We start from the raw sequence: 12,918 nt of genomic DNA, 5'->3' as shown, positions 1-12,918 counted from the left end.
CGCCCTGGCCCGTGTACGGCGACGCCGCCTCCCCGTGAGGCGGCGTCGCCGTTTTAACGGTCCGCGTCGTACCTTCTGCACGCCCAACCCCAATCAAGGATTCCGCAGATGAGCCTGACCGACGAACTTCTCGCCAAACTGCAGGGCGCCCCGCTGCAGCAGGTGTCGCAGCAGCTCGGCATCAGCGATACCCAGGCCTCCGGTGCGATCAGCGCCGCGCTGCCGGTGCTGATGGGCGCGCTGGGCAACAACGCCTCGCAGCCGCCGGGCGCGCAGGCGCTGCTCGGCGCGCTGCAGAACAACCACAGCGGCCTGGACCTGGGCAGCGTGCTCGGCTCGGTGCTGGGCGGCGGTGGTGGCGGTGCCGCCAGCGACGGTGCTGGCATCCTCGGCCACATCTTCGGCGGCAACCAGCAGAAGGTGGAAAACGGCCTGGCCCAGGCCACCCAGCTCGACAGCGGCCGCACCAGCCAGCTGCTGCAGATCCTTGCCCCTATCGTGATGGCCTTCCTCGCCCAGCGCCTCGGTGGCGGCCAGGCCGATGCCGGTTCGCTCAGCCAGGCGCTCGGCCAGGAGAAGCAGCAGGTGCAGCAGCAGGGCGGCATTGCCGGTGGCCTGCTCGGCAGTGTGCTGGATCAGGACGGCGACGGCCAGTTCGGCATGAGCGACCTGTTGAAGCTGGGTGGCAACCTGCTCGGTGGCAAGCGCTGACCGACGCTGTCGCCGGGGATGACCCGGCATGATCTACATCGCTACGGATCACGCCGGGCCCTGCCCGGCGTCCTACCGGTTCCCGGCCTTCAACCGCTGCAGGATCGGCGCGAACAACGGCGCCTGCATCGACCGCGGCGGCACCGCTGACTTTCCCTGCTCCTGTGCCTGCCAGTACGACCACGGCAGCGCCTTGTCGCCCAGTTCGTAGTCCATGCCATCCCAGCCATCCTCGCGGAAGGCGTAGAACGCCCAGTGCACCTTGTCCTGTTCCAGTACCTGCAGCACGTCCTGCAGGTAGCGGCTGCAGTCGGGCCAGCGGCGCATGCAGCCGAATTCACCGACCACCATGCGGTTGGCCCCCACCCCGTGCGTCTTCGCCCAGTCCATCGGCTGCTGCAGGTAGCTGCGTACGCGCGCCGCATCCCAGCGCTCGCTGTGGCCGCCGAACGGCACGCTGCCCGGGTAGCGCCAGGGCTTGGCACGTTTCTGGTTCGGCGCACTCGTCGCCGCGTACGGTTCGTACATGTGCACGCTGTACAGCAGTTTCCCGTCCTCCAGCGGTGCCGGCCAGTAGTTGAAGCCATCGGCGGCCGCATACCATCCGGCATCCAGCATCAGCGGCATTTCCGCGTCGACCTCGCGGATGCGCGCGATCAGCTCCGAGTAGAAGCGGCGCAGATCACGCGGGCCGTCCTGCACCCCGGCATACCACTGCTGCATCGCTTCGCTGGACGCATGTTCGGCCAGGCCGGCACCGTACTCCGGCACCGGTTCGTTGATCAGGTTGTAGGCGGCCAGTGCGGGATGCCCCTTCAACGCCACGGCCAGGTCATGCCAGAAGCGTAGCGCCGGGGCGTGATTGTCGAACGACTGCCACAGGCGCTGGTCGACCTTGTCACCGTTCTTCTGCTTCCAGCGCAGCAGGGGCAGCGACAACGGCACCAGCACCACCTTCAGGCCCGAGGCATTGGCGTCATCCAGCGCACGCCGCAGGGTGGCCACGTCGGCCTGCACCAGCCCTTGGTAATGATCGGCATCGCCGATCAGGAAGTCGCGGCCGCCGGCGCTTTTCCACTTGTCCGGGCTCAGCCGTACCCAGGTCGCGCCAGTGGCACGCAGCGCCTGGAAGTAGGCACGGTCCGGCGGATTCTCGTTGAAGCTGTTGCCGCCGCGCTGCGACGTATCCCAGAAGGTGATGTCGGCGGCGAACGCCGGGGCGGCGGTGGCGAGGGCCAGGCACAGCAGGCTGCGGCGCAGGAACATGAGGGTCTTCCATGAGAAGGACGATCCAACGTGCAGGGCACAAACCGAACGCAGCCTGAGTGCGCGCGGCACAGCGCGTGCCGCCCGGCCATGAACCGGTAGATGCCCACCTTGGTTGGCAACCAGGCACAACGCCCACCAAGGTGGGCGACTACCCTCAAAGCGCGTCCAGATCGCCCAGCGCGCGGATCAACCGCCGTGCGCGCTTGTCCGGCTTGTGCTCCGGCGGCTGGAACCCATCGCGTGCGGCGATGCGCAGCGCACGCTGTTCGGCACGACGGGCCTTGGAGGCCTCGCTCTCGGCATACAGCTGCTGTGCCGTCGGCGCTGGCCCGCGCTGATCGCTCAGGCCCAGCACCTGGATCTCGAAATGCTCCTCGCCGCGGTCGACCTGAAGCTGCTCGCCGACGCGCACTGCGCGTGAGGATTTCGGGCGCTGCCCGGCGACGCTGACCTTGCCGGTTTCGATGGCCTGCTTGGCCAGGCTGCGGGTCTTGAAGAAACGGGCCGCCCACAGCCAGATGTCCAAGCGGACACTGGGCGACAGCGGGGAAAGCTCAGGCATTGTTCGGCACTACTCCGGTGGCTTGTTGAGAGGACGCGGGTTGTCCGGATCGGCCCGGCAGCCGGTACCGCCGATCAGCGGCCTGACGCCGGAGGCCAGGTCCTGGCGCTGGCTGCCGACCAGGCACTCGGGCCGGTCGGTCGGCCGGATCTGGGTATCGCCCAGCCGGTCGTCCATCGAACATGCGGCCAATGCAGCGCTGATCAAGGCCAGCGCCACGCTCCACTTCACCCGCAGTCGTTGATGCATTGCCACATCCTGCAAACCGGCTTGGTGCTAGTGTGCGCCTCCTGGGATTCGATCACCACTCCATGGCCAAAGCGCCGCTTGACCTGACCTCCGGCCCGATCGGCCGCAATCTTCTGCTGTTTTCACTGCCGATCCTGGCAGGCAACATCGCGCAGTCGCTGAACGGTTCGGTGAATGCGGTCTGGGTCGGGCGCTTCCTCGGCGAGGCAGCACTGACCGCCACCGCGAATGCCAACAACATCATGTTCTTCCTGATCGGCTCGGTGTTCGGCTTCGGCATGGCCTCGACCATCCTGATCGGCCAGGCGATCGGCGCGCGCGACATCGCGCAGGCGCGGCGCGTGGTCGGCACCAGTGCGACGTTCTTCATCGGCCTGTCGGTGATCATCGCCATCGCCGGCTGGTTCATGGCCCATCCGCTGCTGGCGGCGATGGGCACGCCGGCCGCCTCGCTGCCGTTGGCCGAGGCCTACCTGCAGATCATCTTCCTGGCGATGCCGACGCTGTACGCGTTCGCCTTCCTCACCGCCGCACTGCGCGGTGCCGGTGATTCGCGCACGCCGTTCCGTTTCCTGCTGGTGTCGGTGGCGCTGGACATCGTGCTGAATCCGGTGCTGATCTTCGGCATGGGGCCGCTCCCCGCGCTGGGCATCGCCGGCTCGGCCTGGGCCACGCTGGTCGCGCAGACGCTGTCGCTGGCCGGCCTGCTGCTGTACATGCGGCACAAGCGCCACACCCTGTGGCTGGGCCGCGCCGACATGCGCCTGTTCAAGCTTGACCTGACCATCCTCAAGGCGCTGGTGGTCAAGGGCGTGCCGATGGGCCTGCAGATGGTGCTGATCTCGCTGTCGGTGATCCTGCTGATGACCATGGTCAACCAGTACGGCACCGACACCGCCGCCGGTTACGGCGCTTCCCTGCAGCTGTGGAACTACCTGCAGATGCCGGCGATGGCGATCGGTGCGGCGTGTTCTTCGATGGCCGCACAGAACGTCGGTGCCCAGCGCTGGGACCGCGTGCGCGGCACCGCACGCCAGGGCGTGCTGTTCAATTTCCTGCTGACCGGCGCGCTGATCCTGCCGTTGGTGGTGTTCGATCGCCAGCTGCTGGCCCTGTTCCTGCCGCCGGCCAGTCAGGCGCTGGACATTGCCCGCCACCTCAACCATGTGGTGATCGGCTCGTTCCTGTTCTTCGGCGTCAGCTTCGTGATCTCCGGCGTGGTGCGCTCCACCGGCGCGGTGATTCCACCGTTGCTGATCCTGGCCGGCTCGCTGTGGGGCGTGCGCGTGCCGTTCGCCGAACTGCTGCAACCCTACTGGGGCGCCGATGCCATCTGGTGGAGCTTCCCGGTCAGCTCGTTTGTGTCGATGCTGCTGTCGCTGGCGTATTACCGCTGGGGCGGCTGGCGCAAGGCGAAGATGATCGGCAAGCCCTCGCACGCCGAAGAACTGGCCACGCCTTCGGAAATTCCGGCCTGCCCGCCGTCGCCGGTGGCCGATCCGGACGCCGCGCTGGATGCCACTCCGCCGCGTTGAGGTGGGTGCGAACCGTTGGCCCGCACAGGCATAGCCCCCCAGCCGAGCGTGGGCTCGGCTCTACAGGAAGCGGTCAGCGTTTCTTCTTTGCGGCGTTGAACTTCGCGGCTTCCCGCAACAACGCCTTCAACGCCGCGGCATTGGGCATCGCACCTTCATGGATGTCGATCGCACGCCGCGTGTTGCCATCCAGACTGGCGTTGAACAGGCCCTTCGGATCGGCCAGCGCCGCACCGTTGGCGAAGGTGAGCTTCACCGCCTGCTTGTAGGTCTCGCCGGTGCACAGGATGCCGTTGTGCTCCCACACCGGCGTGCCACGCCACTTCCAGGTTTCCTGCACGTCAGGCAACGCCTCATGGATCAATGCACGCACGCGGGCCAGCGTTTCGCCGCGCCAGTCGCCCAGCTCGGCGATGCGCGCATCGATCAGTTCAGCCGCCGTGGTTCCGGCGTCGTCAGGGTTCGGCGCGTGCGTGGTCATCAGCGGTTCTCGTCGGCAAGGAGATCGTAACGGTGGACTTACATGCGTTCTCCAGGCAATGCGGCCGCCTGGCGCACCCAGTCGAGGAACTGTGCCTCATCCCGCACGCCATCCTGCTCAATGTGCAGGTAACGCGTATCGGCACTTTTGGACGGCTCCGGCGGCACCGGCCTCAGCGCGGCGCCGCGGAAGAACGCGACCTTTATGTAGCGGGTGAAGCAATGGAAGCTGAGGAACCAGCCTTCGCCCCTGGCCACCGAGTACATCGGCGAGTTCCACTTCACCGCCTTGTGCACGCCGGGTACGGCCTGTTCGATCAGCGCATCCAGCTGTTCGCCGATCGGACGTTTCCAGTCCGGCATGGCGGCAATGTAGGCCTGCACCGGGGCATTGCCCTCGCCCTTGGCGATCTGCGGGTTGCCGCCGGACAGCAGTGTTGGGGCGGCGGAGGGTGCGGATCGCTTGGCGGGCATCGCACGGCACGTCCATCGGGATGATGCCGGCAGCCTAGCGCGACGCGCGCCTGCTGGTCACGGCGCGGTGCGCCATCAGCTCAGTCCGCCTGCCGCGCGCGGAACTGCCGCCAGTCCGGCAGCTTGCGGTGGCGGCGCAGCGAGCGCATCAGGGCCGCCATCACCACGCCGAACAGCGCACCAGCCAACAGCCCGGCGACCAGCAACAGCGCCAGCGGGCGCTCGCTGCCCTGCCACAGCATCAGCCACATCAGCGCGGTCCAGAACAGCCCGAACAGCAGGCCCTGCACCAGCGCGTTGGTGCTGAAGCCGGCCAGGATCGGCGGCGGCAGTGCGATGCCCATGCGCCAGAGCAGGCGGTGCAGTAACGGTGCCGACTGCACACGCGCCAGCCCCTTGCCGTCGAGGAAGCGCAACGCCGACTGGATCACGGCGGGATAGCGCGGGTTGATGTCGTTCATCACCTGATCGTGGCCGATGCGATGCCGGAAACGCAAACGGCCACCCGAAGGTGGCCGTCGCGGCAACAACCGAAGTTGTTTATCAGGCCTTGTCGGCCAGACGGGCAGCCTTGGCGGCAGCAGCGGCAGCCAGGTCTTCCTTGATGCGGGCAGCCTTGCCTTCCAGGCCGCGCAGGTAGTACAGCTTGCCGGCGCGGACCTTACCACGACGCTTCACTTCGACCGAGTCGATGATGGCGCTGTGGGTCTGGAAAACGCGCTCGACGCCGTAGCCGTGCGAGATCTTGCGGACGGTGAACGAGGAGTTCAGGCCGGCGTTCTTGGTGGCGATGACAACGCCTTCGTAGGCCTGCACGCGTTCGCGGCTGCCTTCCTTCACCTTCACGTTGACGACAACGGTGTCGCCCTGGCTGAACTTCGGCAGTTCACGGGTGATCTGGGCGGATTCGAATTCCGCGACGATGGACTTGTTCAGCTTGCTCATGGGTTACACCGATTCTTGTTCGGGTGGGCGTGTCGTGTCGACAACGTAGGCTCATGCAGTCACCGGACTGTGCTGCACGTTTGTTGTGGGTACTGCGCGCGCCGGCCGGGGCTGGCGGTAATTGGCCATGATAGCCGATAAAGCCGACCCTGCGCTAGGGGCTGGCCTTCTGTTTCCGGGCCTGGCGGCCCTGTTCCAGCAGTTTGCGGTCAGCCTTGCCCAGCGCCTGTTCATCCAGCAGGTCCGGGCGCCGTTGGGCGGTACGGACCAGCGACTGCTGGCGGCGCCAGGCGGCGATGGCCGCATGGTTGCCCGAGCGCAGCACGTCCGGCACGTCGCCCAGAGGGTGCTGGGCCGGCTGGCTGTAATGCGGGCAGTCGAGCAGGCCGAGGTCGCCCTCGAAGCTGTCCTGGGCCGCTGATTCAGCGTCATTCAGGGCCCCGTCCTGCAGGCGGGCCACGGCGTCGATGATCACCGCCGCGCCCAGCTCGCCACCGGACAGCACGTAGTCGCCGAGGGAAATCTCCTCGTCGACATTGGCCTCCAGGAATCGCTCGTCGATGCCCTCATAGCGGCCGCAGAGCAGGACCATGCGCGGCAATGCCGCCAGTTCCCGCACCTTGGCCTGGGTCAACGGCGCCCCCTGCGGGCTGAGGTAGATCACCCGCGCCGGGGTCGGATCAGCATCGCGGATCGCCTGCAGGCAGGCCTGCAGCGGCTCGATCAGCATCACCATGCCCGGGCCACCACCGAACGGACGGTCGTCTACCCGGCGGTAGTTGCCTTCGGCGTAATCACGGGGATTCCAGCCATGCAGGCTGAACAACCCCTTCTCCTGCGCGCGCCCGACCACGCCCAGTCCAGCGGACTGGGCGAGGAACTCGGGGAACAGGGTGATGACGTCGAAACGCATGCTCACACTCAGAACTCGGGATCCCAGTCGACCACGACCAGGTTGGCCTCGAAGTCGACCGATTTGACGAAGTCCGGCTGCACGAACGGAATCATCCGCTCGCGGTCACCCCGGACCACCACCACGTCGTTGGCGCCGGTGCTGAACAGATGCGAGACCTGGCCCAGGGCAACGCCCTCGGTGGTCTTCACATCCAGGCCTTCCAGGTCCACCCAGTAGTACTCGTCCGGCTTCGGCGGCGGCAATGCACTGCGGGCCACGTAGATCTCGGTGCCGTGCATCGCTTCAACGGTATCGCGGTCCTCGACGCCGGGGAAACGGGCGACCAGGTGCTTGCCGCTGTCGCGGCCGCGTACACCTTCAATCGTGGTTTCCACGCCGGACGGGCTGCGCACGATCCACGGCTGGTAACGGAAAATGGCGGAACGTGGCTCGGTCCAGGACTCGAGCTTGATCTCGCCGCGCACACCAAAAGCGCCGACAACCCTGCCCAGCAGGATGCGGCGCTCGATATCTTTCATCTGCTTCAACCAAGAGGGCCACGCCGAAGCGTGGCCCGTCAGGATCAGGCCGCAGCGGCCTGGGACTTGGTCGCTTCCTTGATCAGGTTGCGGACCTTGTCGGTCGGCTGGGCGCCGTTCTTGACCCAATGGTCAACGCGGGCCAGGTCCAGCTCGATGCGCTTCTCGGCGCCCTGGGCGACCGGGTTGTAGAAGCCAACGCGCTCGATGTTGCGGCCGTCGCGCGCGCTGCGCACGTCGGTCACGATGATGTGGTAGAACGGACGCTTCTTGGCGCCGCCGCGGGTCAGTCGAATCTTGACCATGGTGTTTTTCCTATTGCCCAGTCGCCAGGATGGCGAGGTAAGCGGGCGATTATAGCGGCAGAGCCCGGCCGAGCCAACCCCATGGGTGACCAGCCTTCACGGTAGTGCTGGGCCATGCCCGGCGGGCTTTTCACCCCAAACCGTCCCAAGCCACCACCGCAAGCACCGCCCTGCCCTGTTCAGCCAGTGCCTGCGAGCCGGACAGGACATGCCCGTCGATGGCCTCCAGCGCCCACAGACCGCTGGCGTTGCAGGCAAAAGCGGCTTTCACGCCGGCTATATCCGCCAGCCGCAATGGCTGCGTGGCCTGTGCCCCCGGCCAATGCTGCTTCAGCAGCGCCTCGGCGGTCCCGCGCAGGGCCGGCGCCTGCGGCCAGAGCAGCCGTTCACCATCGTGCACGGCCAGGTTCCAGGTGCTGCCTTCACTCATTTCGCCATCGACGGTCACGAACAGCACATCGTCGAATCCTTCCGCCATCGCCGCGCGGCGCTCGGCGAACAGGCCGAAGGTGCCCACATGTTTGATCTGCGGCAGTTCACGCTGCCAGGCCACGCTGCGCACACGCTTGGGGGCGGTCAGCGTCACCGGCGCGGACACCGCCACCAACGCGTCCACCGGCACGGCAACCAGCGGATTGCGGAAATCGAAGCGGCGCGAGTACACCGTCACCCGCAGTGAGGCATCGGCGAGGCCGGCCTGCTGCAGCGCCTGCGCCATCCAGCCCCGTACCTGCGCCGTATCCAGTTCGCTGCCGAACAGCTCACGCGTCGCCTGCGACAGCCGCGCCAGATGCAGCTCCAGCCCCTGCACGGCACCGCCCCGCACCTGCAGCGAGGTGAAGTGGCCATAGTTGACCAGCGCCGGCAGCAGATCCTCCACCTGCGCCGGTTGGCCGTTGCAGGTCAGCGTCATCGCAGCAGTGCCTGCGCCTGGTTCCACATGTCGCGCAGCACGTCGGCGGCCGGTTGCGCCGGTGCCATCCACGCCGACTGCCCGGCCCAGGCCTGCATCGCCGCCAGGCGGTTTTCCTGCACGGCCTGTTTGCGCATCGGCGCGGTCAGCCCGCGCTGAACCGGATACGGACGCGGCGCTGGGGCACCCTCCGCGGCGGCGGCACGCACATACGGCGTGGCCAGTCCACGCCCCAGACGACCACTGAAGGCACGGGTCGGCCAGGTGTCTTCGGGTTCGCTGGCGGCCAGCCCATCGGCCCATGCCGATGCAATCGCCGCTTCCGGCGCGCGCAGGAAGGCGGTGCCGATCTGCACAGCGCTGGCCCCCAGGGTGAGTGCGGCAACGATGCCACGGCCATCGGCGATGCCACCGGCGGCAATCACCGGAATCTGCAGGTGGTCGGCCAGGCGTGGCAACAGCGCGAACAGGCCGACCAGCTGGCGCTCGGCCATCGCCGGATCGAATGAACCACGATGGCCGCCCGCTTCCACACCCTGCGCCACCACGGCATCGGCACCGGCATCCTGGGCGGCGCGTGCTTCAGACAACGTGGTCGCGCACGCGATCCAGGCGATGCCGGCGTCCTTCAGTTGCTGCACGTGGCGCGGCAACAGCACGCCCATGATGGTCGAGGCGACCGCCGGGCGCGCGGCCAGCAGCGCGGCGAACTGTTCTTCGAAGTCGGCGGGCGTGGCGTCGGCGGCGCTGGCCGGCACGTCCGGGCCCCACTGCGCGAGGAAGGCGCGACTGGCCGCTTCGGCGGCAACGTCACGGGTCGGTTCGGGATCCGGCACCCACAGGTTCACCTGCGCCGGACCGCTGGAGGCCGCGCGGAAGTCGTCCATCCAGCGACCGATATCGGCCGAAGACGACAGCACCGCGCCCATCGCGCCCATACTGCCGGCGTTGGCCAGCGCCGCTGACAACGGCACCGGACAGGCGCCGGCCATCGGTGCCAGCAGGATCGGAACGGAAACGTCAAAGCGCCGGCAGAACGCCTCGACGCGGGAAGATACAGATACAGCGGAACTCTGCATGACGGCCCATCGTTTCGGACAGGCCCCCATGGTGCGCGCAGGATGGGGGTAGAGTCGAGCCTGCTCGGCTGCTGGATGCGGCGCTTCTACGCCGTCGCCCGAGCATGGGCTCGGGCGCTACATCAGAGTGCGGACGGGGCCGTCATCAACGGAACGGCATGCCACGGCCGCCCATGGCACCCATCATGCCCTTCATGCTGCGCAGCATGCCCTTCATGCCGCCGCCGGCCATCTTGCTCATCATCTTTTCCATCTGCATGTACTGCTTCATCAGCTTGTTGACGTCGGCCGGGGTCACGCCCGAGCCCTTGGCGATGCGCGCGCGGCGCGAGCCGTTGAGCAGGTTCGGGTTGCGCCGTTCCTTCTTGGTCATCGAGCTGATGATGGCGATCATGCGCGGCACTTCCTTGCCCTGGCTGACCTGCTGCTTCAGATGGTCGGGGATGTTGCCCAGGCCCGGCAGCTTGTCCATCAGGCCGCCGATGCCGCCCATGTTCTGCATCTGCTCCAGCTGGTCGCGCATGTCGTTCAGGTCGAACTTCTTGCCCTTGGCGACCTTCTCGGCCAGCTTGGCCGCCTTGTCCTTGTCGACCTGCTGCTCAACCTGCTCGACCAGCGACAGCACGTCGCCCATGTCGAGGATGCGGCTGGCAATACGGTCCGGGTGGAACACGTCCAGACCTTCCGGCTTTTCGCTGACACCGACGAACTTGACCGGCTTGCCGGTGATGTAGCGCACGCTCAGTGCGGCACCGCCACGGGCGTCACCGTCGGTCTTGGTCAGCACCACGCCAGTCAGCGGCAGGGCGTCGCCGAAGGCCTTGGCGGTATTGGCCGCGTCCTGGCCGGTCATGGCGTCGACCACGAACAGGGTTTCGGCCGGGTTCACCGCCGCGTGCAGGGCCTTGATCTCGGCCATCATCGCTTCGTCGATGGCCAGGCGGCCGGCGGTATCGACCAGCAGCACATCGACGAACGACTTGCGTGCATCGTCGATGGCGGCGCGGACGATGGCTTCCGGCTTCTGGTCGGCGCTGGACGGGAAGAACAGCACGCCGACCTGCTCGGCCAGGGTTTTCAGCTGCTCGATCGCAGCCGGACGGTAAACGTCGGCCGAGACCACCATCACCTTCTTCTTGCGCTTTTCCTTCAGGTGCTTGGCCAGCTTGCCCACCGTGGTGGTCTTGCCGGCGCCCTGCAGGCCCGCCATCAGGATGATGGCCGGAGCGGGCACATTGAGGTTCAGATCGCTGGCTTCGGCGCCCATCACCGCAGTCAGCTCGTCGCGCACGACCTTGATCAGGGCCTGGCCCGGGGTCAGCGACTTCAGCACTTCCTGGCCGACCGCGCGCACCTTGATGCGCTCGATCAGGGCCTGCACCACCGGCAGCGCAACGTCGGCTTCGAGCAGCGCGATGCGGACCTCACGGGTCGCCTCGCGGATGTTCTCCTCGGTCAGGCGGCCGCGGCCACGCAGGCGCTCGATGGTGCCGGAAAGGCGCTGGGTCAGGGACTCGAACATGCGGCGCAACCTGTCTGAAAGCGGGGGACAATAAGGCCGACAGTATAACGGGTCCGGCTGTCTCCCCGGACTGCGACCACGGGGCCGTCGCCACCACCGCAGGGGTATGCGAAACTGCAACGATGACAATCGTTCTCATCGCCGTCCTGCTCTACCTGGCCGCCAGTGCCCTGCTGGTGCGCGCGCTCGGCCGCGATGAAAGCACCGGCTCCCCCACCTGGCTGTGGCCGGCCCTGCCGGCGATGCTGCTGCATGGCGGCTACCACGTGATGGTGGCGATGCGCACCAACGGCGGGCCGGATATGCACTTCTTCGCCGCGCTGTCGCTGGTCGGCCTGGGCATGGCCTGGTTGACCTCGCTGGTCGGCGCACGCGGGCGGATGTCGGCGTTGGGCGTGGTGGTGTTCCCGCTGGCCGCGGTGCTGCTGCTGGCCTACCACGGCTACGGCCACGAACCGAGCAAGGTGCTGGGCTGGCGCCTGGCCAGCCACGCCTGGCTGGCCCTGCTGGCCTACGCCACGCTGAGCATCGCCGCGCTGCTGGCGATCATGCTGTGGCTGCAGGAACGCGCACTGCGCCGCCGTGAGTTCCGCCCATGGCTGCGGGCGCTGCCGCCGCTGGCCGACCTGGAATCACTGCTGTTCCGGGTGATCACCGTCGGCTTCGCGCTGCTGACCCTGACCCTGGTCACCGGCGTGCTGTTCGTCGACGATCTGCTGGCACAGAAGCTGGTGCACAAGACGGTGCTGAGCGTGCTGTCGTGGATCGTGTTCGGCGTGCTGCTGATCGGCCGCCGCCGCTACGGCTGGCGCGGCATGAAGGCGGTGCACTGGACGCTGGCGGCGATGCTGTTGCTGCTGCTGGCCTTCTTCGGCAGCCAGTTCGTGATCGAACTGGTGTTCGGGCACACGCGATAGAAGCGTGCCGACCAACGGTCGGCACCCACCGGCGCTACCGTCAAGGCTGTGCCAGGATCTTCCGCACCGAACGGCCGCTGTTGGTGAGGATGTCATCGATCTGCCAGCAGCCCTGGCCCTGGCGCACCATCGGCAGGCGGGTCACGTAGGCCTTCTTCCATACCGAATAGCGCATCTCGACCTGGCCGGCGGTGGCCGAAGCCTCTTTCCAGCTGTAACGCACCGGGGCTTCGATGTCGCCGTCCTGCGCATCCAGCCAGGGATCGGAATCGATCGTGCAGATGCCCTCTTCGCGCTGCTGGCAGGCGCGCTCATCGCGCAGTGCCTTGCCGAAGGCCGGGCTGACCAGCGCGGCCGGCGGCTCCAGCAGATCACCGTTACCGGTCGTCGCTTCGTAGAAGGCACGGGCTACAGCCACTGGCTCCTGGCAGGCCGGCGCGGCCTGCACGATGGGGGCCAGCAGCAGCCCGGCGATCACGAACATCCCTGTCCTGCGCATATCGCGTTCCTTGGTGATGATGAT

Annotated in this window: 17 protein-coding genes; 3 read left to right on the top strand and 14 right to left on the bottom strand. The window is 67.3% G+C overall.

The window, feature by feature from the left end; translation table 11 throughout:
* The first annotated feature begins 108 nt into the window (after window positions 1-108).
* The gene (locus tag FQS62_RS06240; protein ID WP_208042970.1) at window positions 109-711 is read left to right on the top strand and encodes a DUF937 domain-containing protein; all 603 of its coding nucleotides are present in this window, start codon (window positions 109-111) and stop codon (window positions 709-711) included.
* A gap of 72 nt (window positions 712-783) precedes the next feature.
* Here FQS62_RS06240 and FQS62_RS06235 read toward each other — a convergent pair whose 3' ends face one another.
* The 3 genes from FQS62_RS06235 to FQS62_RS06225 form a co-directional block, all read right to left on the bottom strand.
* Window positions 784-1,977 (bottom strand): glycoside hydrolase family 5 protein, encoded by a 1,194-nt coding sequence (locus FQS62_RS06235; protein ID WP_226053559.1) that lies wholly within the window; start codon window positions 1,975-1,977, stop codon window positions 784-786.
* A 157-nt stretch (window positions 1,978-2,134) separates the two neighbouring features.
* Window positions 2,135-2,542 (bottom strand): Hsp15 family ribosome-associated heat shock protein, encoded by a 408-nt coding sequence (locus FQS62_RS06230; protein WP_208042971.1) that lies wholly within the window; start codon window positions 2,540-2,542, stop codon window positions 2,135-2,137.
* Between the two features lie 9 nt (window positions 2,543-2,551).
* The gene (locus tag FQS62_RS06225; RefSeq protein ID WP_208042972.1) at window positions 2,552-2,791 is read right to left on the bottom strand and encodes a hypothetical protein; all 240 of its coding nucleotides are present in this window, start codon (window positions 2,789-2,791) and stop codon (window positions 2,552-2,554) included.
* Window positions 2,792-2,853: 62 nt separating this feature from the next.
* Between FQS62_RS06225 and FQS62_RS06220 the strand changes: the two genes are divergently transcribed.
* Window positions 2,854-4,326, top strand: a complete 1,473-nt coding sequence (locus tag FQS62_RS06220) for an MATE family efflux transporter (protein WP_208042973.1) — start codon at window positions 2,854-2,856, stop codon at window positions 4,324-4,326.
* 73 nt (window positions 4,327-4,399) lie between these two features.
* On the opposite strand, the gene FQS62_RS06215 is transcribed toward FQS62_RS06220, so the two are convergent.
* The 10 genes from FQS62_RS06215 to ffh form a co-directional block, all read right to left on the bottom strand.
* A complete protein-coding gene (locus FQS62_RS06215) occupies window positions 4,400-4,807 on the bottom strand; it encodes a DUF1801 domain-containing protein (RefSeq protein WP_049431216.1) in 408 nt (135 codons plus the stop codon).
* Between the two features lie 38 nt (window positions 4,808-4,845).
* Window positions 4,846-5,280 (bottom strand): DUF1801 domain-containing protein, encoded by a 435-nt coding sequence (locus tag FQS62_RS06210; RefSeq protein ID WP_049446984.1) that lies wholly within the window; start codon window positions 5,278-5,280, stop codon window positions 4,846-4,848.
* A gap of 80 nt (window positions 5,281-5,360) precedes the next feature.
* On the bottom strand, window positions 5,361-5,741 hold the full coding sequence (locus FQS62_RS06205) for a DUF6404 family protein (RefSeq protein ID WP_049446985.1): 381 nt from the start codon (window positions 5,739-5,741) through the stop codon (window positions 5,361-5,363).
* Between the two features lie 82 nt (window positions 5,742-5,823).
* Entirely contained in the window at window positions 5,824-6,225 is a 402-nt protein-coding gene (gene rplS, locus FQS62_RS06200; RefSeq protein ID WP_005415736.1) for a 50S ribosomal protein L19, read from the bottom strand.
* Window positions 6,226-6,379: 154 nt separating this feature from the next.
* Entirely contained in the window at window positions 6,380-7,138 is a 759-nt protein-coding gene (gene trmD / locus FQS62_RS06195; RefSeq protein ID WP_088481119.1) for a tRNA (guanosine(37)-N1)-methyltransferase TrmD, read from the bottom strand.
* Between the two features lie 8 nt (window positions 7,139-7,146).
* On the bottom strand, window positions 7,147-7,659 hold the full coding sequence (gene rimM, locus FQS62_RS06190; protein ID WP_010483256.1) for a ribosome maturation factor RimM: 513 nt from the start codon (window positions 7,657-7,659) through the stop codon (window positions 7,147-7,149).
* A 44-nt stretch (window positions 7,660-7,703) separates the two neighbouring features.
* Window positions 7,704-7,964: a 30S ribosomal protein S16 gene (rpsP, locus tag FQS62_RS06185; protein ID WP_005415733.1), complete on the bottom strand. Its 261-nt coding sequence runs from the start codon at window positions 7,962-7,964 to the stop codon at window positions 7,704-7,706.
* A gap of 130 nt (window positions 7,965-8,094) precedes the next feature.
* Window positions 8,095-8,877: an aminotransferase class IV family protein gene (locus FQS62_RS06180; protein WP_208042974.1), complete on the bottom strand. Its 783-nt coding sequence runs from the start codon at window positions 8,875-8,877 to the stop codon at window positions 8,095-8,097.
* Window positions 8,874-9,956, bottom strand: a complete 1,083-nt coding sequence (locus tag FQS62_RS06175; protein ID WP_208042975.1) for an NAD(P)H-dependent flavin oxidoreductase — start codon at window positions 9,954-9,956, stop codon at window positions 8,874-8,876. The genes FQS62_RS06180 and FQS62_RS06175 overlap by 4 nt, the downstream gene beginning before the upstream one ends.
* A gap of 145 nt (window positions 9,957-10,101) precedes the next feature.
* The gene (gene ffh / locus FQS62_RS06170) at window positions 10,102-11,478 is read right to left on the bottom strand and encodes a signal recognition particle protein (RefSeq protein ID WP_208042976.1); all 1,377 of its coding nucleotides are present in this window, start codon (window positions 11,476-11,478) and stop codon (window positions 10,102-10,104) included.
* Window positions 11,479-11,600: 122 nt separating this feature from the next.
* Between ffh and ccsA the strand changes: the two genes are divergently transcribed.
* Window positions 11,601-12,395: a cytochrome C assembly family protein gene (gene ccsA / locus FQS62_RS06165; protein ID WP_049446996.1), complete on the top strand. Its 795-nt coding sequence runs from the start codon at window positions 11,601-11,603 to the stop codon at window positions 12,393-12,395.
* 40 nt (window positions 12,396-12,435) lie between these two features.
* Here ccsA and FQS62_RS06160 read toward each other — a convergent pair whose 3' ends face one another.
* Entirely contained in the window at window positions 12,436-12,894 is a 459-nt protein-coding gene (locus tag FQS62_RS06160; RefSeq protein ID WP_057500096.1) for a YqhG/Tai3 family protein, read from the bottom strand.
* Window positions 12,895-12,918: the final 24 nt, after the last annotated feature.

Source organism: Stenotrophomonas sp. SBJS02 (genome assembly GCF_020428325.2).
Classification (GTDB): Bacteria; Pseudomonadota; Gammaproteobacteria; order Xanthomonadales; family Xanthomonadaceae; genus Stenotrophomonas; species Stenotrophomonas africana.
Note: the sequence above shows the minus strand (reverse complement) of the source record. Positions and strands in the feature narration are given on the sequence as shown.